General features: G+C 50.5%; 19 protein-coding genes. 11 read left to right on the top strand and 8 right to left on the bottom strand.

Annotated features, from left to right (window positions below):
• The first annotated feature begins 18 nt into the window (after window positions 1-18).
• The 7 genes from porV to ACTJJS_RS12810 all read left to right on the top strand — a co-directional run bounded on the left by porV (window position 19) and on the right by ACTJJS_RS12810 (window position 7,966).
• Window positions 19-1,194 (top strand): type IX secretion system outer membrane channel protein PorV, encoded by a 1,176-nt coding sequence (porV, locus tag ACTJJS_RS12840; protein WP_168871272.1) that lies wholly within the window; start codon window positions 19-21, stop codon window positions 1,192-1,194.
• A gap of 132 nt (window positions 1,195-1,326) precedes the next feature.
• A complete protein-coding gene (ispF, locus tag ACTJJS_RS12835) occupies window positions 1,327-1,815 on the top strand; it encodes a 2-C-methyl-D-erythritol 2,4-cyclodiphosphate synthase (RefSeq protein WP_168871273.1) in 489 nt (162 codons plus the stop codon).
• A gap of 20 nt (window positions 1,816-1,835) precedes the next feature.
• Window positions 1,836-2,279 (top strand): dUTP diphosphatase, encoded by a 444-nt coding sequence (gene dut, locus ACTJJS_RS12830; RefSeq protein WP_168807657.1) that lies wholly within the window; start codon window positions 1,836-1,838, stop codon window positions 2,277-2,279.
• Between the two features lie 3 nt (window positions 2,280-2,282).
• Complete coding sequence (locus tag ACTJJS_RS12825; RefSeq protein WP_440663956.1) at window positions 2,283-4,013, top strand: tetratricopeptide repeat protein; 1,731 nt, start codon at window positions 2,283-2,285, stop codon at window positions 4,011-4,013.
• A 65-nt stretch (window positions 4,014-4,078) separates the two neighbouring features.
• Complete coding sequence (locus ACTJJS_RS12820; RefSeq protein ID WP_168871275.1) at window positions 4,079-4,909, top strand: DUF4292 domain-containing protein; 831 nt, start codon at window positions 4,079-4,081, stop codon at window positions 4,907-4,909.
• Window positions 4,910-5,015: 106 nt separating this feature from the next.
• On the top strand, window positions 5,016-6,467 hold the full coding sequence (locus ACTJJS_RS12815) for a murein hydrolase activator EnvC family protein (RefSeq protein ID WP_440663954.1): 1,452 nt from the start codon (window positions 5,016-5,018) through the stop codon (window positions 6,465-6,467).
• 116 nt (window positions 6,468-6,583) lie between these two features.
• Window positions 6,584-7,966 carry a murein hydrolase activator EnvC family protein gene (locus ACTJJS_RS12810; protein ID WP_440663953.1) on the top strand — a complete coding sequence of 461 codons (1,383 nt, stop codon included), beginning with the start codon at window positions 6,584-6,586 and terminating at the stop codon, window positions 7,964-7,966.
• Here the strand turns inward: ACTJJS_RS12810 and bshA are convergent.
• The gene (gene bshA / locus ACTJJS_RS12805; RefSeq protein WP_168871278.1) at window positions 7,963-9,102 is read right to left on the bottom strand and encodes an N-acetyl-alpha-D-glucosaminyl L-malate synthase BshA; all 1,140 of its coding nucleotides are present in this window, start codon (window positions 9,100-9,102) and stop codon (window positions 7,963-7,965) included. The two genes, ACTJJS_RS12810 and bshA, sit on opposite strands and share 4 nt — an antisense overlap.
• Before the next feature lie 188 nt (window positions 9,103-9,290).
• Here bshA and ACTJJS_RS12800 point away from each other — a divergent pair, with 188 nt between their 5' ends.
• The gene (locus ACTJJS_RS12800; RefSeq protein WP_440663952.1) at window positions 9,291-10,664 is read left to right on the top strand and encodes a M20/M25/M40 family metallo-hydrolase; all 1,374 of its coding nucleotides are present in this window, start codon (window positions 9,291-9,293) and stop codon (window positions 10,662-10,664) included.
• A 25-nt stretch (window positions 10,665-10,689) separates the two neighbouring features.
• A complete protein-coding gene (locus ACTJJS_RS12795) occupies window positions 10,690-11,079 on the top strand; it encodes a hypothetical protein (protein ID WP_440663951.1) in 390 nt (129 codons plus the stop codon).
• A gap of 97 nt (window positions 11,080-11,176) precedes the next feature.
• Here ACTJJS_RS12795 and ACTJJS_RS12790 read toward each other — a convergent pair whose 3' ends face one another.
• The 5 genes from ACTJJS_RS12790 to ACTJJS_RS12770 form a co-directional block, all read right to left on the bottom strand.
• On the bottom strand, window positions 11,177-11,890 hold the full coding sequence (locus tag ACTJJS_RS12790; RefSeq protein ID WP_440663950.1) for an SAM-dependent methyltransferase: 714 nt from the start codon (window positions 11,888-11,890) through the stop codon (window positions 11,177-11,179).
• Window position 11,891: 1 nt separating this feature from the next.
• The gene (locus ACTJJS_RS12785; protein WP_168871547.1) at window positions 11,892-12,656 is read right to left on the bottom strand and encodes an EI24 domain-containing protein; all 765 of its coding nucleotides are present in this window, start codon (window positions 12,654-12,656) and stop codon (window positions 11,892-11,894) included.
• 193 nt (window positions 12,657-12,849) lie between these two features.
• The gene (locus tag ACTJJS_RS12780; protein WP_168871282.1) at window positions 12,850-13,866 is read right to left on the bottom strand and encodes a PorP/SprF family type IX secretion system membrane protein; all 1,017 of its coding nucleotides are present in this window, start codon (window positions 13,864-13,866) and stop codon (window positions 12,850-12,852) included.
• Between the two features lie 243 nt (window positions 13,867-14,109).
• Window positions 14,110-14,763, bottom strand: a complete 654-nt coding sequence (gene upp, locus ACTJJS_RS12775) for a uracil phosphoribosyltransferase (RefSeq protein ID WP_440663949.1) — start codon at window positions 14,761-14,763, stop codon at window positions 14,110-14,112.
• 47 nt (window positions 14,764-14,810) lie between these two features.
• The gene (locus ACTJJS_RS12770) at window positions 14,811-16,724 is read right to left on the bottom strand and encodes a YfbK domain-containing protein (RefSeq protein WP_440663948.1); all 1,914 of its coding nucleotides are present in this window, start codon (window positions 16,722-16,724) and stop codon (window positions 14,811-14,813) included.
• 109 nt (window positions 16,725-16,833) lie between these two features.
• Between ACTJJS_RS12770 and ACTJJS_RS12765 the strand changes: the two genes are divergently transcribed.
• Complete coding sequence (locus ACTJJS_RS12765; protein WP_168871285.1) at window positions 16,834-17,925, top strand: anhydro-N-acetylmuramic acid kinase; 1,092 nt, start codon at window positions 16,834-16,836, stop codon at window positions 17,923-17,925.
• A gap of 271 nt (window positions 17,926-18,196) precedes the next feature.
• On the opposite strand, the gene ade is transcribed toward ACTJJS_RS12765, so the two are convergent.
• Window positions 18,197-19,831 carry an adenine deaminase gene (ade, locus tag ACTJJS_RS12760; RefSeq protein WP_440663947.1) on the bottom strand — a complete coding sequence of 545 codons (1,635 nt, stop codon included), beginning with the start codon at window positions 19,829-19,831 and terminating at the stop codon, window positions 18,197-18,199.
• A gap of 108 nt (window positions 19,832-19,939) precedes the next feature.
• Here ade and ACTJJS_RS12755 point away from each other — a divergent pair, with 108 nt between their 5' ends.
• Entirely contained in the window at window positions 19,940-20,677 is a 738-nt protein-coding gene (locus ACTJJS_RS12755) for a LolA family protein (protein ID WP_440663946.1), read from the top strand.
• Between the two features lie 44 nt (window positions 20,678-20,721).
• Here ACTJJS_RS12755 and ACTJJS_RS12750 read toward each other — a convergent pair whose 3' ends face one another.
• Window positions 20,722-21,726 carry a helix-turn-helix transcriptional regulator gene (locus ACTJJS_RS12750; protein ID WP_168871288.1) on the bottom strand — a complete coding sequence of 335 codons (1,005 nt, stop codon included), beginning with the start codon at window positions 21,724-21,726 and terminating at the stop codon, window positions 20,722-20,724.
• Window positions 21,727-21,819 lie beyond the last annotated feature (93 nt).

Here is a 21,819-nt window from a genome sequence, read left to right as displayed (position 1 = left end):
TCAAAATACGAACGTTGCATGATCCGAAAGGTAGCTTTGAGCCTTGTGTTCATATACGGTACTTTCAGCAGTTTTGAAACCTCAGCCCAGATTAATTCAGGTCAGATTGATGGCCGTACCAATACGATTAATACTGCGGTGCCTTTTCTCCGCATAACCCCTGACGCCAGAAGCGGCGCTATGGGCGACGTAGGTTTGGCCATTTCTCCTGATGCATCTTCCATTTACTGGAACTTGTCCAAATTGCCGTTTGCAGAGTCCAAGTCAGGCGTGGCGGTGACTTATACGCCGTGGCTGAAAGAACTGGTGAACGACGTGTTCCTGGCGACCGTTAGCGGCTATACGAAGCTGGACGAGTATCAGGCTATTTCTGCTTCGCTTCGTTATTTTTCATTGGGATCTATCAACTTCCGGGATGTCACTAACCAGGACCTGGGCGATTTCCGTCCGCGTGAATTCGCACTGGACGCCGGTTACGCCCGCAAACTGTCCGATAATTTCTCCATGGGGTTAACCGGACGGTATATCTATTCCAACCTGGCCGGCGGACAATCCAACGGCAGCGCCACCATCCGCGCCGCGAAAGCTTTTGCAGCGGACCTTTCTGCCTACTACACCAAGGAATATGAAAAGGACGACGGACTTACCAACCGTTTAAGCCTCGGTGCATCTATTTCCAATATCGGTACCAAAATTTCATATACCAGTTCAGCGCAGAACAAAGACTTCCTGCCTACCAACCTGGGTATCGGTGCCGCCTATACGTTTGCCCTTGATGAGACCAATCAGCTGACTTTCGCGCTGGACGTCAACAAACTCCTGGTGCCTACTCCTGATTCCACCGGGGCCTATAAAGAGAAAGGTGTATTGCAGGGGATGTTCAGTTCCTTCGGTGATGCGCCCGGCGGCTTTAAGGAAGAGTTACAGGAACTGATGTATTCTGTTGGCGCAGAATACTGGTACAATAATATGTTTGCCGTAAGGGCCGGGTATTTCAACGAAAACAAGTTAAAAGGCAACCGTAAATATGTTACTGCCGGGGTCGGTATCAAGTATGATATTTTCGGTCTGAATTTTTCTTACCTCGTGCCTTCCGGTTCCGGCATACAGCGTAACCCGCTGTCCAACACCCTGCGCTTCACGCTGACGTTCGATCTGGGCGCCCGCAATGAGGAAAGCAGGACCGGCTGGTAATGTTATAAATCAGAAAAATTTCTAAATAAAAAATTTCTAAAATATATTCTGTCCCTCCGTTTTTTAACGGGGGGATTTTTATATTTAAAGCCTTACCTTGCGGATTGGCATAAATGTTTTAAAATATAAGCTATGAGTAGTATACGTATTGGTCTGGGAGTAGATTTTCATCAGTTGGTGGAAGGCCGCGATTTCTGGCTGGGCGGTGTGAAAGTGCCGCACCACAAGGGCGCATTGGGGCATAGCGACGCCGACGTGCTGTTGCATGCCATCTGTGATGCCATGCTGGGGGCGCTGTCGCTGGGTGACATCGGTGTGCATTTCCCGGATACGGACAATACCTATAAAAATATTGACAGTAAAATACTGCTGGCCCGCTGCGCTCAGCTGATCGGTGAAAAAGGTTATGGAGTAGTGAACGTAGACAGCACCCTGTGCCTGCAGGCTCCTAAAATCAAGCCTTATGTGCCCGAAATGCAGGCCGTTATTGCGGAAATACTGCGTATAGGGCTGGAAGATGTATCTGTAAAAGCCACCACAACGGAAAAACTGGGTTTTGTGGGACGTGAGGAAGGCGTTACTGCCCATGCTGTTGTGTTATTGGAGAAAATCGCTAAATAATAATAAATTATCTTTGCTCAATGGCTGATATAATTGTGAAAATCATTAATAAGTCGGACAACGAATTGCCGTCTTATGCAACAGACCAAGCGGCAGGGATGGACCTGCGTGCACACCTGGAAACAGCGCTGACGCTCCAGCCATTGGAGAGGGTATTGGTGCCAACGGGCCTTTTTATGGAACTGCCGGTAGGCTACGAGGCGCAGATCCGCCCACGCAGCGGCCTGGCTTTTAAACAGGGCCTGAGCATTCCCAATTCGCCTGGTACTATTGACGCGGATTACAGAGGAGAGATCAAGGTAATTATGATCAACCTGTCCAACGAACCACAAACGATACAACCCGGAGACCGTATAGCCCAAATGATCATCGCTCCCTATGTGCAGGCCGTTATGCAACCTGTGGAAGTGCTGAACGAAACCGTTCGCGGTGAAGGTGGCTTCGGTCATACCGGTAAATCCTGATAGATGCGTGTATTCTTAACCGTTATAGGTGTTGCTGGTATATTGATTACAGGCGCGTGCAGCGGGCCTAAAAAAACGCTGCGCCATACCGTGATCAAAGACCCTGCTGTGCTGGAGCAGCGGGCAGACAGCCTTTTCTTTGCGGCCCAGCGCTCTAAAATGCTGGGCGATTTCCGCACGGCCATCACCCAATACTCCGACTACCTGCGGTTAAACAAGAACAACCCCACCGCCTATTATGAACTGGCCCGCCTGTTCATGGAAGTCCAGAACCCCGGTTACGCGCTGGGCTTTGCCCGTCGTGCCGCCGCCATGGACCCCGACAACCACTGGTTCCAGATAACACTGGCTGACGCTTTTGCTGTCAATGAACAATTTGACAGCGCCGCCGCTGTTTTTGATAAACTGACCACCCGTTACCCTGAAAGCGAAGACTACCTTTACAACAAGGCCATGTTCCTCGCCAAAGCTAACAGACCTGCGTCCGCACTGGCAGTGTTCACCCAGCTGGAGGCAAAAATAGGAGTGGTGGAGGAAGTCATCTACCAAAAACAACGACTACTGCTTAAAATGAGCCAGGTGGACGCGGCAGCTGCCGAAATCCGCAAGCTCATTGACAATAATCCACAGGAACTGCGCTACTATTTCCTGTTGGCGGAAGTGTATGACGCCAACGATCGTACTGCGGAAGCAACCGCCATCTACAACGACGTGTTGCGTAAAGACCCGGACAATGCGAGGGCATTGCTGGGCCTCGCTACCTATGCGAAGAAAAGCAATGACAAGGCCGGCTACTGGGCTTACCTGACCCGCGCCTTCGCCAACCCGACCTACAGTATCGATGAAAAAGTAGCTTACGTATATCCTTACCTGCAGATGATGCAGCTGGATTCTACCAAAGTGGAGGAAGGCCTGCAGCTTACTTCCCTGATTGTAAATGCTCATCCGAAAGAAGCCAAAGCATACGCCCTGAGAGGGGATATGTTCTCACAGGCGGATATGCTGGACAGTGCCCAGCAAAATTATACGAGGGCGCTGAGCCTCGACTCCAGCCGCTTTTCGGTATGGTATCAGCTGATGTGGATCTATTCCCGTAAGGAAGATCCGAATGCATTGCTGGCACTCAGTAATACTGTAACAGACAAGTTCCCGAAAGAATTTATGGGCTATTACTTTAAAGGAGTGGCCAGTTTCCTGTTACAGCAATACCCCGCAGCCATCGGCGCCCTGAACAAGGCCCTGGAAATAGGCAACGGGGAAAAGAAATTTATGGCCGACGTCCAGTCGCTGCTCGGAGACGCTTATCACGCTACAGGACAGCACCAGCAGTCTGACAGCAGTTATGAAAAAGCACTCCTGCTGCGGCCCGATGATGCGCTCGTACTCAACAACTACAGTTATTACCTGTCACTGCGCGGTGAAAACCTGGCCCATGCCGCAGAAATGTCTAAACGGTCACTGGACCTGGAACCGGAGAGTCCTACCTACATGGACACTTACGCCTGGATACTGTTCCGGCAGGACAAGTTTGAGGATGCCAGGCACTGGATCGAGAAAGCCCTGCAATTTCCCGAAGCACAGCAGAATCCAAATGTGCTCGAGCATTACGGGGACATACTGTTTAACCTGAAAGATGTCACAAAAGCGGTGGAATACTGGCAGAAGGCCAAAGACAAAGGAGCTAACTCCATAGGCCTTGTCCGTAAGATCGCCGAGAAAAAATATATTCAATAGCGTTCAGCCGGGAATGCCTGTTCACACCGTTGGTAGCGCTGATACCGCTAAAAGCTAATAGCTGCATGAAAAAAACACTACTGTTATTAATAGGAATAGCCGGCCTGGCCTTTACCGCCTGCCGTCACCCGAAAAAACTGTCACGCAATACGTTCCCAGCCACAGACACCAGTAGGGTGGCTGCCCACCGGGACACTACTTCCGCAGAAGAGCGGAACGCCTTTGTCAGCAATATGCTGAAAGGCATTCATAAGAACAACATCGATTTTAATACATTCTCCGGTAGGATGAAACTGGCTATTGAAACAGAAAACAAAAGCCACAATAACCTCACGGCCACTATCCGCATGAAGAAAGACAGTATCATCTGGATATCTGTCAGCGCGCCTATTATCGATGAGGTGATGCGTGCCGTGATCACCCCCGACAGCCTCAAATTATACAACAGAATTGAAAAACAGCTCTATCTCAAACGGATGGCCGATGCGGAAGAGCTGCTGGGTGTGCCGTTTGACTTCAAAACCTTACAGGACCTGCTGATCGGCAACCCAGTATACCTCACGGATTCTGTCTTTGGCCTGGTGAAAACACCGTCTGTGATCTCTTTCAGTTGTCAAAATGCTAAGTTCGTGAGCCTGTTCAACGTATTCTCAGATGATTACAGCCTCCAGCAGAGCAAAGTGATGGACGCCGATAGTACCAGCGCTGTCAAACGTTCCTGTGAACTGACCTATGGTGACTATGCCAATGTGGCCAACCGGAAATTTCCTACCGTGCGCCGCATTTTCGTGGAAGAAAAAAGCGTGACCAAAGTTGCGCTGGACTTTACCCGCTATGATTTTGACGTGCCGCTGACGTTCCCGTTCAGTACGCCGGCGAGCTATAAACGCATGTAATAAAATTCCTGGTAAATGTCATCTTCATTAAACTAATAAACGTTGTATATTTATCGTTTATATACCTGGTACTTAATTGCAGTTACTTAAAATAGTCATGTTGTATTTGAAGAAGATTATCCCGTTAGTATTGATCATATGGTTATTACCGGCTATGCTGGTGGCCCAGAACACCGGCCAGCAACAACCGACGCGGGAGGAACTGGAGCGCAGGAAAAAAGAGCTGCAAAAAGAAATCGAGGAAGCCAACGCTCAGCTGAAAGATACTAAGCGGTCTACCAGGGAGAGCCTGGGCCAGTTGCGCGCACTGCGGGACAAAATCACCCTCCGTACCCGGCTGATCAATAATATCAATGAAGAAATCAATTTCATCAACGGCGATATCAATACCGCCTATCGTGATGTAAAAACCCTGCAAAAAGATCTGGACACCCTGAAAGCACAGTATGCTCAGCTGATCGTATATGCTTACAAGAACCGTTCTTCCTATGACATGCTGAACTTTGTGTTCTCCGCCCAGAGTTTTAATGATGCCGTAAAACGTTTCCAGTATCTCAAACAATACCGCGAATACCGCCGCCGGCAGGCAGATAACATCGTAAGTACACAGGACCAGCTGAACCGGAAAATCCAGAGCCTCGAAAGCCAGCGCGTAAAACGCGCCGATGCATTGAAAACGGAACAGGAACAGCGGTCAACCCTGGAACAGGACAAGAAAGAGAAAGACGAAGTGCTCACCAAGCTGAAAGGCCGTGAGAAAGAACTCGTAGCCGATATCAATCAGCGCAACAAAGACGCCCAGAAAGTGCAGGCTGCTATCCGTGCGGTAATCCGCCGGGAGATAGAAGAAGCGCGCCGCAAAGCCATGGAGGAAGAAGCTGCCCGCCGTAAGGCCGCAGAAGAAAAACGCAGAAGAGAGGAAGAGGCCCGCAAAGCCGCACTGGCCGCCGCAGAGAAAGCCAAAGCTGATGCCGCTGCCGCTGCTGCCAATAACGCCAATAACAACGCTGCCGCCAATAACCCGCCACCAGCGAAGCCAACACCAGCCCCGGAACCGGCGAAGCCCGCGGCAGAACCGCCGAAACCAGCGCCTGTACGTAGCGAAAACGTACTGGAAGCCACGCCGGAAGCACTGGCTCTGTCTGAAAGCTTCGAAGCCAACCGCGGTAAACTGCCATGGCCAGTGGATGCAGGCAATATCATTGAACATTTCGGGATACACCAACACGCCGTAATGGAACATATCACCGTACCTTCTGATGGTATCGTGATCGCTACCACCAAAGGCGGCGCCGTGAAATCCATCTTCGAGGGAGAAGTGAAATCCGTAGTGGTGATGCCCGGCTCCGGCTATGTGATTATTATCCGCCACGGACAATACTTTACTACCTATGTTCGTTTGCAGACTACCCGCGTGAAGAAAGGAGATATGGTGAAAACCGGTCAGGTGATCGGTACTGCCAGTGTTAATGACCTCGAAAATACCGGTGAGGTGGAACTGCAGATCTGGAAGGGTGTTACCAAACAAAATCCCGAACAGTGGATAAGACGCAGATAATTTGATTATTTGATCATTTAGTTATTGGCTTATTGCAGGCATCCATCAATAAGCAAATAACTAAATGACTTCATGATCAGATGAACAGATACCCAAATTGCTAAAACCGTTCCTTTTTGAAAAAGCTGATCCCATTTTTGATAGCTTGCTGGCTGTTACCGGGAATGCTGTATGCACAGCGTGGTAACAAAACATCGCGCGCGGCGCTGGAAAGCCGTAAACAGGAACTATTGAAGGAAATACAGGAGGCTACCCGCTCCCTGCAAAATACCCGTAAATCCACCAAACAAAACCTCGGACTGCAACGGGAACTGCAACAGAAAATTGACAGCCGCAACGCCCAGATCAGAAGCATCAACATAGAGATCGGCCAGATAGACGGCGCTATCAGCAGCACTAACGATAACGTACAAACGCTGGAGAAAGAAGTAGACTCCCTGCGCGCCCGTTACGCGCAGCTGGTGGTGTATGCCTACAAGACAAAAACAGACTATGATGTGCTCAACTTCCTGTTTTCCGCCACCAGCTTCAACGACGCCCTGCGCCGGTACCAATATCTGCGGCAATATCGGGAAAACAGGCGTCGGCAGGCAGAAAGCCTGCTGTCTACCAAAGTGCTGCTGGCTCAGAAACTGGAAAACCTCGAGCAGGAACGTGCACAAAAAGCAGGTGCCCTGTACACGGAACAGAAACAAAGAGGAGCACTGATCGCGGATAAAAAGGAGACAGACAATACGATCGTACAGTTACAGGAACAGGAAAAACAACTTCAGCAAAATATTGAAAAAAGCAGGGCAGAAGCCAGACAGGTAGACCGCGCGATCCAGGATGCGATCCGCCGTGAAATAGAAGCCGCCCGCAAAAGAGAGCTGGCTGCTGCAGCGGCCCGTAAACGTGCAGCTGCGGCCAAAGCGGCAAAACGGAAAGCGGAACAGGAGGCAGCTCGCAAACGTGCCATCGCCGCAGCTAAAAAAGCCGGTAAAAAACCACCGCCGCCACCGAAACCGGTAGCTGATGATGAAGAGGATGACAGCCCAGCTCCGGCATCCAAAGAAGACGTGCTGGCGGCAACACCGGAAGCCTTATCACTGTCCCGCGATTTTGAAGCCAACCGGGGCAGGCTCCCATGGCCGGTTGACGCAGGAAGGATCACCGGCCGCTTTGGTACCGGCAAAGTCGGAAAAGTGGAAGTGGAACACAATGGTATCGTAATCGCTACACCCAAAGGCGCCGCGGTAAAAGCGATCTTTGATGGAGAAGTGATAATGGTATTCAGCGTTCCAGGCGCAGGATATATGGTTACCCTGCGCCATGGAAGATATTTTACCAACTATGTAAGACTGGTGGATATACGCGTCAAAAAAGGCATGTCCGTAAAACGCGGCCATGTACTGGGCGCTGCTGCTGCCAGCGCGGTGGCCAGCAATGGAGAAATAGAATTACAGATCTACCGCAACATGGTACAACAGAACCCTGAAAGGTGGATACGCGGGCGTTAGAGTAACTGCGCCTGCTGTTGCAACACCTGCTCGTACAACGCTTCGTATTTCGGAATGATATTGTCGATATGGAAACGTTGCGCCTGCGCCAGCGCTCCTTTGCGCAGTTTGGCCAGCAACGCATCGTCCTGCAGTAATTTAATAGCATGGGCAGCCATACCGTCCACATCTCCCACATCGCTCATATAGCCGGTTTGACCAGGAATATTGATTTCCGGTAAACCACCTGCATTGGAGGAAATTACCGGGACCTGTGCGGCCATGGCTTCCAGCGCGGCCAGACCAAAGCTTTCATAATCAGAAGGCAGCAGGAAAAGATCGCTGATAGACATCACGTCTTCCAGTTGTTCCTGTTTACCCACAAACCGTACATCTTCACAGATGCCCAGCTCACGGCACAGGCACTCGATGGTAGGCCTGTCAGGGCCGTCACCCACCAGCAATAGCTTGGATGGCACCTCCTGCCTTACTTTCGCAAATACATTGACGACATCAGGCACCCTCTTTACCTTACGGAAGTTGGACACATGCAGTAATATCTTCTCGCCGTTAGGTGCGATAGCATTGCGGAAGTGTGGCATCTCGCGGCGACTGAACCGTTGTGTGTCCACAAAGTTGTAGATCACCGAGATATCTTTTTCTATCTGGAAATACTTGTAGGTCTCATCACGAAGGTTCTCCGATACCGCTGTAATGGCATCTGATTCGTTGATGGAGAAGGTCACCACCGGTGCGTAGGTCTTGTCTTTGCCCACGAGGGTGATGTCGGTACCATGGAGGGTAGTGATGAAAGGTACTACCCGGCCCTGCTTGCTCACGATCTGTTTGGCCAGGTACGCTGTAGAAGCGTGCGGAATGGCATAGTGTACGTGGAGCAGGTCCAGTTTCTGGTTTAGGATCACATCCACCATGGTGCTGCTGAGGGCAGACTCATAAGGTGGAAAATCGAAAAGAGGGTAGGTCGGTACCTGTACCTCGTGGTAATATATATTTGCGTGAAAAGCATTGAGCCTCACTGGCTGTTGGTAGGTAATGAAATGCACCATATGGCCTTTGTCTGCCAGAGCTTTGCCCAGCTCTGTGGCCAATACGCCACTACCCCCGTATGTCGGATAACATACTATTCCTATGCGCATGATCTTTAATTTAACGAACGGAAAGCGACAAGTAATAAAGCCCTGTAAATGAGTGCCAGCGACAAGATTACTTCGTGAAACGAAGGTAACGCTGAATTTTCAATTAGTGGAAACTCTAAAACCATTTATTTGTTATTTGTAAGAACCCTGCCAATTAATTAGTTTTATTGCAAAATTTAGCCGCTTATATGAGAAAACGCCTTTTGCCAATGCTGCTGACCTGCCTTTTACCGGCAGTAACCAGGGCGCAGCAGTCAGATTCCCTCGTTTTAAGACAGTTGGCCGATGAAGTGCTGAGAAACAGCACCGCTTATGAAAACCTCCGCGTACTGACCAAAACCATCGGCGGAAGGCTGGCAGGATCTCCTCAGATGCCCAAGGCCGAGCAGTGGGGCGTAAATGCGCTGAAAGCTGCCGGCGCAGACACCGTTTACCTCCAGGAATGTATGGTGCCGCATTGGGTGCGTGGCGCAAAGGAAGAAGCCCGCATCGTTTCAAAACTGCGGGATTTTGTACCGCCGCTGAATGTACTGGCCCTCGGCAACTCTGTGGGCACCGGTAATCCCGGCATCACTGCCCCGGTACTGGAAGTAGCCTCTTTTGAAGACCTGGAAGCGAAAAAAGACCAGGTAAAAGGTAAGATCGTCTTTTATAATTATCATTTTAAACCGGAATTCGTCAAGACCTTTTATTCTTACGGAGATGCGGTGAAATACAGGGGCCAGGGCGCCAGCAAGGCTGCCAGATATGGCGCTGTAGCGGTAATCGTGCGTTCCATGTCCCACGGGGCCTTTAACTTCCCGCATACCGGCGCCATGGCTTATGACCCTGCTTACCCGAAAATTCCCGCAGTGGCTATCGGTTTGCAGGATGCTGACCGCCTGAGCGCCCGTCTGAAAAAAGACAATTCCGCGAAAATATTCCTCCGCACCAACTGCGAGATGTTGCCAGACACTATTGGGCACAACGTGGTAGGCGAAATACGCGGCAGTAAACACCCTGATCAGTTCATTACGGTTGGCGGCCATCTCGATTCATGGGACGTAGCAGAAGGAGCTCATGATGACGGCGCAGGCTGTGTGCAGTCCATCGAAGTGCTGCGCGCTTTCAAAGCGGCAGGCGTTAAGCCCGCCCGTACCCTGCGGGTGGTACTGTTTGCCAACGAGGAAAATGGTACACGCGGCGGTAAAAAATATGCGGAACTGGCAAAACAACGCAATGAAAAACATATCCTCGCACTGGAAAGTGACGCTGGTGGCTTTACCCCAAGAGGCTTCACTTCTACCGTGGACCCTGAGAAGAAAGCTCTCATAAAGAGCTGGAGACCGCTGTTGGAACCCTATGGCCTGTATGACTTTAACGAAGAAGGCGGAGGTACCGACATCGGGCCACTGCATCAGGCACTGGGCACGCCTATGGCTGAACTTTCTCCGGACAGTCAGCGTTATTTTGATATTCATCACGCGGTCAACGATGTGTTTGAAGCGGTGAATAAGCGCGAACTGGAGCTGGGCGCTTTTTCCATGGCCGGTTTTATCTATCTGGTGGATCTTTACTTTTGATCATAACGTTTACTAAACTATTCACATGGGCCGGTTTATTTTTATTGTTGTTACTATCATTGTCCTGGTATTGGGCGGCTTCTTCCTGTATAAGTTTTACTTTGTCTTCGGCAGAGGGGTAAAGGCAGGGGAGCTCAACTACTTCGTGGAAAAAGGCTATGTCTTCAAAACCTATGAAGGAAAATTAATCCAGTCCGGCTATAAAGGCCGTACGGCCGGTACCATTCAGTCCAACGAATTCCAGTTCTCCGTGGCCGACGAGCGCATCGCGCAACAGCTGATGACTGCCAGCGGTAAAACCGTGGAACTGCACTACAGGGAATACCTCGGCGCATTGCCCTGGCGTGGTTACAGTCCGTTTATTGTGGACAGTGTGATCAGCGTCAGAGACGCCTCCGGCAGGGACCTTCCTTAGGTGGTGACGACATGACGTATTGAGGGCTATCATGAAAGGATTTTTATCCTATATGATAGCCCTCAATTTGTAATATGTAATATGTAATTCGTAATTTTTATTGCGGTGCGGCATAAAGCAGAAATATCGCCGGCCGCTTATGCAGATCTGGTAAGGCTTTCCGCCATTCCCTGATAGTTTTTGTTTTGATATATTCTTCCGGACCGGTGATATCAGCGGCTATGCATAGCCGGGTATGGTCTTTACAGTGGTCCAGTATGTCCTTCAGCAGTTGATTGTTGCGGTAAGGTGTTTCTATGAACAACTGCGTCTGTTTTTTCCGTTCAGATTCTTCTTCCAGCTGGCGTAATGCCTTGCCTCTTTCCGGTGCTTTGATGGGAAGATAGCCGGTAAACTGAAAGTTCTGGCCGTTCATGCCGGAGGCCATCAAGGCCAGCAGCATGGAGTTAGGGCCTATCATGGGTATCACGCGCGCATCGATGCTGTGTGCGGCCTGTACTACCAGGTGGCCAGGGTCCGCAATGGCAGGGCATCCTGCTTCGCTCAGCACACCGATGTCGGTACCGGCCTGCAACAGCTTTTTTGCTAAAGTAGTGTCTGGTGGCTGGTTTTCGTGCATGGGCAGCAGTTGCAGATCATCGATGTTGATGTTTCTGTCCAATGCTTTCAGATAACGGCGGGCGGTCCGCTCATTTTCTACATAAAATACCCGCAATTGTTGTGCAATCGTCGTAATGTAGGCGGGAATGCTGAACAGGGCGTCAGCGCTCAACACAGTAGGGATCAGGTACACTTTGCCTGTTGCACTCATGTTATATCAGTTTTTTATGTTGTAAATCGATGGTGGCGGCAATCACGGCGTAGGAGGGCGCCAGCATCCAGCCGGCTACCGGTACCAGCATAAACACATAGAATACCATGCCATTGCCCAGAGCCATGCCCCGGTGCTGGCGGATAAACTGTATGCTCTGTGCCATGGTGAGGCGGTGACGTTCGCAGCTGTAGTCCATCATGGAGAAACCATAGAAATAGGACTCAATAAAAAAGCCGATCATCGGGGTGATCCATCCCACAACAGGAATAAAGGAAACCACCAGTAATATGAGGATGGCGCCGGTCTGATAAACGATGTTACGGAAAGACATCCGGATGCCGCGCCAGATGTCCTGACCCAGTTGTGCCCAGCTGAAGGGGAACTCACGGTATTCCAGAATGGCTTCGGTTTTCTCCGAGAGGTAGGAGAAAACAGGGGAGGCAACAATAAGGAACAAATATTTGAAATAGGAAAAATACCAGAACACAAAAACAATCCTGACGGAAAAAGCCACCAGGATAAACAGAAAGCTCACCCAGCTGCTTTCCAGGTCCTGTACCCATTCGGTAATATGCAGCAGGCGGGTAAGGTATTCCACAAAATCTCCTGAATAGCCCCAGACAAAATAAAAGCCGGTAAAAAAGAGTAGACAATAAATGATGCCGGGTATCAGTATCCACTTCCACAACTTATGTTGCATAATGAACTGATGGGCTTTTCCATATGATTGAATGGCCGACAGTACCTCTCTGAATGAAAACAACAACGCCTGAGATTTTTTTGGTGACAGAAAATTTTACCTGAATAATTTGATGATGAACGAAACTAAGGCAAAAATATTTCAAATCCGGCCCGTATTTGCTGAAATCACTGATTTTGTGTGGGTCATGATAAAAAAAAACCGTGAAGCCTCAGCTACACGGTTCGATATATAATCAGGGTGACAGACGCTGTTGTTAGAAACGGGGACACAAAGTCTTGTATTTGTTGTTCTCGTTCCGGGTGTGGATGTAAATCAATGATATCTCCAGGCCGCCACGGGCGTTGGATGCAGGGCGCAGGCTGGATACGTTGGTGTCGTAAGTCATGCCTACCTGGAACCCTTTGAACTGCATACCTACATAGGGAATGACCGCATCTTTCAGACGGTACCAGCTGCCCAGGAAAAGAACGGTGGGATTGTTTTCTTCCACTTCGCTGAGCGTGAAGCCATAAGCGCCGCCAAACGTGAATTCAGAAGCGGTGCTCTGTTTCATGTACAGAATGCTGGTATGAAAACGGTCCTTCCCGTTTACCGGCACAGAGCCGCCGCCATGTATGGTCCAGCGGTAGCTGAGGCGGTTCTGGGTCTGGTCCATAAAGGATTCTATGGGTTGGGTAATATGATAATAGGAGGCGCCCAGATAGATGTTCGACGATTCGCCGATCAGGCCATTATACAGGACACCAATGTTGGGATCGAAGTAGGAAATTTTCGGATTAACCAGCGTTTCGTTGCTGGGTATCAGCGGGTTGTAGCCGTTGTTGTCCATCTGGTTTTCAAACTGCAGCTTGGTATTGTCTATCCGCTTCTGCACCAGTGTGCCCTGCAGGCCGATGGCGATGGTATGGTTGCCTTCCGGGTCCAGGCCTTTATGATAGGCAGTACTGGCGGAAAGATAGGTAGCGGTAAGCGCTCCGCCTCCGCTTCTGTCGTACATGGCCATCAGACCCACTCCCCAGATGTCGGTATAGGAGATGACATTTTTCAGTATCCCGAAATCAATAGCCGCCGTGCCCGTCACGAAAGGCGTAGAGATGCTGCGCCATTGAGAACGGTAGTTGCCTGATATACGGTAATCGCCTGAAAATAAACCAGTAAAGGCCGGGTTAAGCGTGAGCGGCGAGGCGAAAAACTGCGAAAAGTGCGGGTCCTGCGCCCGCAATGAATTAAAACATAAGAATATGGTCAAGAATAGTAAAGCTCTTTTCATAAGATAAGCTTAAAGCATAGGGTTTATGCAGTAAGGGTGAAGGTACACCAAATATGTTATATTTCAAATTAAATCCATGTGTAAAAAGATTAATACGGAACGAAGTGACTATCGCCATAATAAATTTACGGATTTAACAATTTAAATTATGGTGTAAAATCGTGTGATATACCCGCATAATATAAATCGCTAAATCCGTAAGCTGTATTCCGAAAATTCCTTGTATTAAACGCCGGACCCGGATTATTGTTGTAGTTTATTTCCGAAAGCCAGGTCTCCGGCGTCGCCGAGGCCCGGTACAATATAACCTTTGGCTGTCAGTTCATCATCAATATCTCCTGCCCAGACGGTAATATTGGCTTTGGTATTACGCAGCACATATTCAATTCCCACGGTGCAGGCGATGGCCACCACCAGATGAATATGACTGGGCTTTCCGATTTCTTCCAGGTGCTCGATGGTTTTCACCAGTGAAGACCCGGTGGCCAGCATGGGATCTGAGAGGATCAATACCTGTCCTTCAATGGAAGGACTGCTCACATATTCCAGGCTGATATCGAAAGAACCGTCGTGATTATGCTTGCGGTAAGCGGAGATGAACGCATGGTCCGCCTTATCAAAATAATGCAGCAAACCCTGATGGAGTGCCAGTCCCGCCCGCAGGATAGTGGCCAGCACCGGCTGTGCTTTCAGCACCCGGCAATTGGCGATGCCCATGGGGGTAGTCACCTCTTTCTCCACATACTCCAGCGTTTTGCTGATCTCATAGGCGGCCACTTCGCCCAGCCTTTCCATATTACGCCGGAAACGCATACGGTCCTGCTGTATATCCACATTCCGGATCTCGCTCAGCCATTCACCTACCAGCGAATTTGTTTCACTTAAATTGATTATCATATATCTGCTTCGCTTTGAAGCGGCAAATTACCGAAAATATATGTAACCTATTCCTGATCGGTGTCCTTATTGACCAGCTGGGCTTTTTTCACCAGCTGGATGAATTCTGCCCGGTATCCTTCCTTGTCTTCGCCTTTGGCGGAAGACGCCAGCTGCAGCACATCCTTATAGGTAATATCGCCTTTAAAAGCGGAATTACGCAACAGTTGCCCGAAAGCCGCAGCAGCCGTGGCCATGCGGAAATCTTCCGACGCCTCTGTGATCTGCTGCCTGTTATACGGCAATACCTGTTGCATCAGCCGGCTTTTGTCTTCATCCGGCAGTTTGTACCGCAGCTTAACGGTCAGCACTTCCGGCAGATGGCCCACCACGGTGGTTTGTTGGTACTTCAGCGGGTCTACCCAGCTAACATCTTTGCCCGCCTTGTCTGTGGCTGAAATAATCTCATACAGGGCAGTCACGGTATGACCTACGCCCATGTCCCCGGCATCTTTTTTATCGTTATTGAAATCTTCATTCTCCAGCATCCGGTTTTCATAGCCTACTAACCGGTACGACTGCACGAAGGAGGGATTAAATTCCACCTGGAGTTTCACATCTTTCGCAATGGTGAACAACGTGCCGCCAAATTCGGTCACAAAGGTGCGGCGGGCCTCTTCAAAATTATCGATGTACGCATAGTTGCCATTGCCTTTATCGGCCAGCAGTTCCAGCTTGTTGTCTTTATAATTGCCCATGCCAAAGCCCAGTACAGAGAGAAAGACGCCCTGCTGCCTTTCTTTTTCGATGATCCGTTGCAGCTCGCCGTCGCTGGAAGCGCCTACGTTGAAGTCACCGTCTGTGGCCAGGATAACGCGGTTGTTGCTTTTTGCGCTGCGGTTTTCCGTGGCGATCTTATAAGCCAGCTTAATGCCTTCGCCACCCGCAGTGGAACCGCCTGCCTGCAAAGATTCCATGGCCTCCAGTATTTTCTTTTTCTCATTACCGCTGGTAGATGGTAATACCACACCGGCAGCACCGGCATACACCACCACGGCTACGCGGTCCTGTGGGCGCAATTGCTGCACCAGTGCCGCGAAGGCGCGTTTCACCAGTGGCAGTTTGTTTTCTGCTTCCATGGAACCGGAAACATCTACCAAAAACACCAGGTTGGAAGGCGGCAGGTCACGGGCATCCACCTCTTTGCCTTTAAGGGCAATGCGTACCAGCTGGTGGCTGGTATTCCAGGGACAAACCGCCATATCAGTATAAATAGATACCGGGTCTTTACCGGCAGGTGCTTTATAGTTGTAATCAAAATAATTGATCATCTCCTCCACGCGTACTGCGTCCTGTGGCGGCAGCACGCCCTGGTTCAGGTACCGGCGCACGTTGCTGTAGGAGGCCCTGTCCACATCGATGCTGAAGGTGCTGAGCGGTTGCTCGGTGGCAGCATGGAAAATGTTTTCATTGACAGGGCTGTAGTCTTCCGTGTCAAAACGGCCCGCAGGCGCGGGAGAGGAGAGGATGTGGCTGCGGCGTTTAACACTGCCGTTGGCCACCACTCCGGCGGCTTTGCCGGTTAAGATCTGTGTTGCCGGCGGTGTTGATACCGGTGACGGCACATAAGCATTGACGACTACTTCCTGAAGTGCCCGGTCGTCGGTGATCGCCACAGGTACTGGGAGGGGGCTCATGTTAAAAACAACGGATGATCGGCCGGCTGTAATTTGCATTTCCACATTATGGTAACCGGTGGCAATGGCTTCAAGGGTTAGTGTGCCGGATGGGGCTTTCAGGGTAAACCGGCCGTTTTTGTCGCTGGCGGCCATATAGTCGGTGCCTTTTACACGGACCACCGCAGAGCGGATGGCGTCATGAGAGCCTTTTTCCTGCACACGCCCTGTAATAACGCGTAATTGCGCAGTTGCCTGGATAACCATCAGGCAGCTCAGCAATAGTAGGGAGAAGTATTTCTGCATAATATGGGTGTTTTCTGCCGGCATGATGCGAGGATGTTGAGAGATTCCATAAACGGGTTAAAAAAAATTACCCGAAGGGAAATCCTACCTTTGCCAAAATTTTAGTTGAATGGTATACAACGTAATAGGTACCATGTCCGGCAGCTCGTTGGACGGACTGGATATCGTTTTTGCTGAGCTAACGGAAATCAGGGGACAATGGACTTATGTCATCAAGGCTTCTGAAAGTCTGCCTTATGAACCGGAGTGGGTAGAGAAACTGGCCGCCGCCACTACACTGCCTGCAAAGGAATACCTGCTGCTGCATACAGCATACGGTCATTACACCGGACAGCGTATCCTGTCTTTCATCGAAAAAAATGAACTGGACCATAAAGTACACTTCATCGCTTCCCACGGGCATACCACCTTTCATCTGCCAGGCCAGAAAATGACGGCCCAGCTGGGCGATGGCGCGGCCATGGCGGCAGTGACCAAACTGCCGGTGATCACCGACCTGCGCTCGGTAGACGTAGCGCTGGGTGGACAAGGCGCTCCCATTGTTCCTATAGGAGAGAAATATCTGCTGGGAGGTTACCAGTTCTGGCTCAATCTGGGCGGCATCGCCAATATCTCCGCCGAACTGCCGCAAGGCTTTGTGGCATTCGATATCTGCCCGGCCAACCGGGTGCTCAATGAGCTGGCCCTGCAACTCAACAAGCCCTATGATGATGGCGGCAAGCTGGCTGCCGGCGGTGTTGCCGATGCCGGACTGCTGGCGCAACTGAATGCACTGCCTTACTACCAACAGCCATGGCCCAAATCACTGGCCAATGATTTTGGCACAGATACCGTACTGCCTATGGTCAATGCGTTGCGTATATCCGTACAGGGTAAACTGCGCACATACACCGAACACATTGCCGCGCAGATCGCGCAAGCTGCCGGTCAGCTGAAAACAGCCATGCCGGAAGGTCCCGCTAAATTACTGGTAACAGGTGGCGGCGCCTTCAATACTTTCCTCATAGACACCCTCCGGCAGCAGCTGGCACCGCTGAACATCGAAGTGGAAGTGCCCGATGCGCTCACCGTAAGCTTTAAAGAAGCGCTGATAATGGCCCTGATAGGTGCTTTGAGATGGAGACAGGAGGTGAACGTACTTTCTTCTGTAACAGGTGCGGAACATGATTCTATCAATGGTGCGCTCTGGATCAGCCACTAATGAATCTTAATATAAAAAAGCAACGGCTGCTCATTGGGGGCAGCCGTTGCTTTTTTATTAATGGTCCCAGGGCTGAAGCCCTGGGCTACAATGTGTTTTAAATCCAAGGCAATCGTGGTTCCATAGATGGTGTTTTACCTTGTAGCCCGCGAATATTTATATTAACACACCTGATTTGTTGCGGGGTTACGCTTTTAATCAGAAAGCCATGTATCCGCAAGAACCTGAACAAATCGTAGCCCAGGGCAGAAGCCCTGGGAATTTGTCGATTTTATGCCTCTATAGCAGTGAATGCAAATTTGTCCCCGTCAAACAAACCCAGGTCGCTGAGTTTCAGGTGAGGGATCACCAGCAGTGCCATGAAAGACAATGTCATATACGGAGAAGCAAGCGTAGAGCCCAGTTGCTTGGCTGCCTGGTCGAAATGGCTGTATTGCTGTGCCACCGTATAGCCGTCAAGGTTGCTCATCAGTCCGGCCACGGGCAGGGGCAGTACTTGCACGGCTTCATTTTCTGCTACGCTGATACCGCCACGGTGCGCGATGATACCGTTGATAGCGGTGCAAATGCTGGCATCATCGATGCCGGCGGCGATGATATTGTGGCTGTCATGTGCCACAGAAGAGGCGATGGCGCCACGTTGCAGGCCAAAGCCGCGGATGAAGGCGATAGCGGGGGGCGCCTGGCGGTAGCGGTTTACGACTACCAGTTTAATTACATCCTGTTGTGTATCGCAGGCGATGTGGCCGTCCTGTACGGGCAGGGTGGCCTGTAGCGCGTTGGTGATCAGTTGGCCGTCCATGGCTTCCATTACTTTAACCGTGATGGTGTTGCCGTTGGCAGGTACGCTGAAATCCACCGGGGAAGAGGGCTGGCACACGAAATTGTTCACTGCCGGCGTAGTTACCGGTTGGATGAGCGTTTCGCCGTTTTCTGCCACTTTGATACCATCGATATAGGTGGCGAGGATATTAAAATCTTTGAGATCATTGGTGATGATAAAATCGGCGGGATCATTTTCCCGCAGCAGTCCGGTGTTCAGGCCATAGTGCAGTACAGGGTTTACGCAGGCTGCGCGCAGCACTTTGAAGAGGTCGATGCCATGGGCCAGCGCACGTTTCACCAGTTGATTGATATGTCCTTCCACGAGGTTGTCCGGATGTTTGTCGTCACTGCAGAACATGATTTTCTCCGGGTGATGGTGCAGCAGGGGTATCAGGGCTTCAAAGTTTTTGGCGGCGCTGCCTTCGCGGATGAGGATGTGCATGCCGTAATCCAGTTTTTCCTGCGCTTCTTCCAGCGTAAAACACTCATGGTCGGTGCTGATGCCGGCTGCAATATATGCCCGGGCTGCTTCGCCGCGAAGCCCCGGTGCATGGCCGTCGACCGGCTTGTTATGTTTTTGGGCGGCAGCTATTTTGGCCATAACGTCCGGGTCCTGATGCAGTACGCCGGGGAAGTTCATCATTTCCGTGAGGTATTTGATATCATCGCGTTGCAGCAGTTGTTCGATGTCGGCCACTGTAACTGTGGCGCCGGCTGTTTCGAAAACGGTGGCGGGCACACAGGATGGTGCGCCGAAGTTGAATTTAAAAGGGACTGTTTTACCGTTGTCCAGCATAAATTGTACACCTTCCACGCCCATGACGTTGGCTATTTCGTGAGGATCGCTAACGGTAGATACGGTGCCGTGTACGACAGCCAGGCGGGCGAATTCAGAAGGCACCAGCATGGAGCTTTCTATATGTACGTGGGTGTCTGTAAACCCCGGCAGGATAAAATGCGGGTAGTCGTTGCTGTTACGAACGATCTGCCGGATGCGGCCGTCCTCAATATGCAGAGTGGCCGGGTAAATTTCCTGTTGCAGGATGTCTACAAGATTGCCTGAGATCTGATAGCTATTCATGCCGTAAAGCTAAGCAATAGCCGGCATTTTCACGATCACATCTGCGAATGCTAAAGGAGGGTACGTTTTTTGGTACCTTTGTCCATTCAAAAAAATCAACGGGAGTTTATGAGATATGCAAGAGCTTTTTCACTGGCAGCAGGATTGGTAATGGGCGGCATCAGCCTGCAGGCCCAGACGCTGCCTGAAATATTAGATAAGTACACCGCTGCGCTGGGCGGCGCTGACAAACTGAAGGCGATCAAGACCCAGTATACGGAAGGGGAAATGACATTTGATGCGCAACAGGGAATGAAAGTGCCCATAAAGAAATGGGTGAAGCAGAACGAAGCGATGCGGATGGAGTTTGACGTTCAGAACATGAAAAACATACAGGTGGTGCGTAAAGATGCAGCCTGGCAGTACATGCCGGTTACCACCAATATGAACGTGGAGGAGATAGATCCTTTGGTCAGGAAGCTCATGCAGCCACAGCTGGATGTTACCGGCGAATTGTTTGATTTGGCCGGCAAAGGCAAGAAAGTGGAGCTGGCGGGCCAGGACACGCTGAACGGTGAAAAGGTATATAAACTGAAAGTGACCACGGCTGAAGGAGTCAATGGTTTTGCGTATCTCGATGCCAACACCTTTTATCTGGTGAAGGCCACCAATGAGGTGGAAATCAAGGGGTACAAAACAGAACTGGTAACGCGCTTGTCTGATTACCGGAAGACAGTGGACGGATATGCTTATCCCGCTCAGGTGGAACAAACCACCGGGGATACGAATGTCAGGATCCGTGTGAATAAAGTGGAAGTGAACCAGCCGATGGCGGATTCCCTGTTTGAAAAACCGGTGGCTAAATAAATGAAGGCTTGCAAAACGCCGGGGCGTTATGCCCCGGCGCTGCGCTATTTATACAGTTTGATCATTTCTTTGGCTTCAGTGGCCAGTTTATCTGCCAGGTGCTGTGGTTCCAGTACCTTCACCTGTGCGCCATAACTCAGCAGCAGCATGGTCAGTTCGGGGTTGATGACTACCTGCAGGGCTATACGGCATTCCTTACTGTTGTCTGCCAGCACCTGCTGGGAGGAATGGATCGGCTGCGATTTGATATAATTTCCCTGTCTCGGGGAGAAGGACAGCACTACTTTCTCCGGCTCGCCTTCATGTACGGTGATTCCGATAGCATGCTGGAAGTAGCTGGCATCATCAAAATTCTTTTCATCAAAATGTTTCATGGTAGGCCATAGGTTCACCACCCTGTCGAGGGCAAAGGTGATGACTGCGCCGCCTCTGGTTTGCTGGCTTTTGCCGATCAGGTAAAAGCGGTGCTGGTATTCCCGCAAATGGTATGGTTCCACCCAGTGTTCCTTGGGTTCGTTGCGGTCAAAGCTCTGGTAGGCGATGCGGACCACTTCCAGGTTTTTGATGGCGTCCACGATATCAGGGATAAACTGGGCGCCCTTGTATTGCGTAGTGCGGGTGAATTTGATCAGCCCTTTATGTTGCAGGGCTTCCCGGTTCATTTTGAGGCTCGCGGCTATTTTGAGGATAGCGTCTTCAAACTGCTGCACAACCGGCAGGCTGCGGAATTGTTCGAGTATGCCGATAGCAATTTCCAGTCCCTGTAAGTCAGCTTCCTCAATGGGAATATTGCTGATGGAGAAGGAATCGTCCGCATAGCGGTAGGTACGGCTGCTGCGGTCATACACGATAGGCGCCATGTAATTGAGCTCCGGGTCCTGGCGCATGTCCTGAATATCTTTCTGAATGGTGCGGGTAGAGATGGCCGCGTCCATTTTTTCCGATACATATTCAATCAGGTTTTCCAGGGTAGGTTTTGGCAGCCTTTTATTGCGCAAACGCTCGTCTATCCAGCGATAGCGCGAAACTGCGTCCTTGTTTTTTGGCACAAGCGTAAAATTTAGGCTTAAAAATACGCATTTCCGGGCTTTAGGGGAAAACGACAAAAAAAATTTCACACGTTGTTGTCACTACGCAAATCC

The organism is Chitinophaga sp. 22308, assembly GCF_052045305.1.
GTDB lineage: Bacteria > Bacteroidota > Bacteroidia > Chitinophagales > Chitinophagaceae > Chitinophaga > Chitinophaga varians_A.
Note: the sequence above shows the minus strand (reverse complement) of the source record. Positions and strands in the feature narration are given on the sequence as shown.

Bases quoted from the DNA above. Each gene is read 5' to 3' on its own strand.
- porV (WP_168871272.1), top strand. From the start codon at position 19: ATGATCCGAAAGGTAGCTTTGAGCCTTGTGTTCATATACGGTACTTTC.
- ispF (WP_168871273.1), top strand. From the start codon at position 1,327: ATGAGTAGTATACGTATTGGTCTGGGAGTAGATTTTCATCAGTTGGTG.
- dut (WP_168807657.1), top strand. From the start codon at position 1,836: ATGGCTGATATAATTGTGAAAATCATTAATAAGTCGGACAACGAATTG.
- ACTJJS_RS12825 (WP_440663956.1), top strand. From the start codon at position 2,283: ATGCGTGTATTCTTAACCGTTATAGGTGTTGCTGGTATATTGATTACA.
- ACTJJS_RS12820 (WP_168871275.1), top strand. From the start codon at position 4,079: ATGAAAAAAACACTACTGTTATTAATAGGAATAGCCGGCCTGGCCTTT.
- bshA (WP_168871278.1), bottom strand. From the start codon at position 9,102: ATGCGCATAGGAATAGTATGTTATCCGACATACGGGGGTAGTGGCGTA.
- ACTJJS_RS12800 (WP_440663952.1), top strand. From the start codon at position 9,291: ATGAGAAAACGCCTTTTGCCAATGCTGCTGACCTGCCTTTTACCGGCA.
- ACTJJS_RS12795 (WP_440663951.1), top strand. From the start codon at position 10,690: ATGGGCCGGTTTATTTTTATTGTTGTTACTATCATTGTCCTGGTATTG.
- ACTJJS_RS12790 (WP_440663950.1), bottom strand. From the start codon at position 11,890: ATGAGTGCAACAGGCAAAGTGTACCTGATCCCTACTGTGTTGAGCGCT.
- ACTJJS_RS12780 (WP_168871282.1), bottom strand. From the start codon at position 13,866: ATGAAAAGAGCTTTACTATTCTTGACCATATTCTTATGTTTTAATTCA.
- upp (WP_440663949.1), bottom strand. From the start codon at position 14,763: ATGATAATCAATTTAAGTGAAACAAATTCGCTGGTAGGTGAATGGCTG.
- ACTJJS_RS12770 (WP_440663948.1), bottom strand. From the start codon at position 16,724: ATGCAGAAATACTTCTCCCTACTATTGCTGAGCTGCCTGATGGTTATC.
- ACTJJS_RS12765 (WP_168871285.1), top strand. From the start codon at position 16,834: ATGGTATACAACGTAATAGGTACCATGTCCGGCAGCTCGTTGGACGGA.
- ade (WP_440663947.1), bottom strand. From the start codon at position 19,831: ATGAATAGCTATCAGATCTCAGGCAATCTTGTAGACATCCTGCAACAG.
- ACTJJS_RS12755 (WP_440663946.1), top strand. From the start codon at position 19,940: ATGAGATATGCAAGAGCTTTTTCACTGGCAGCAGGATTGGTAATGGGC.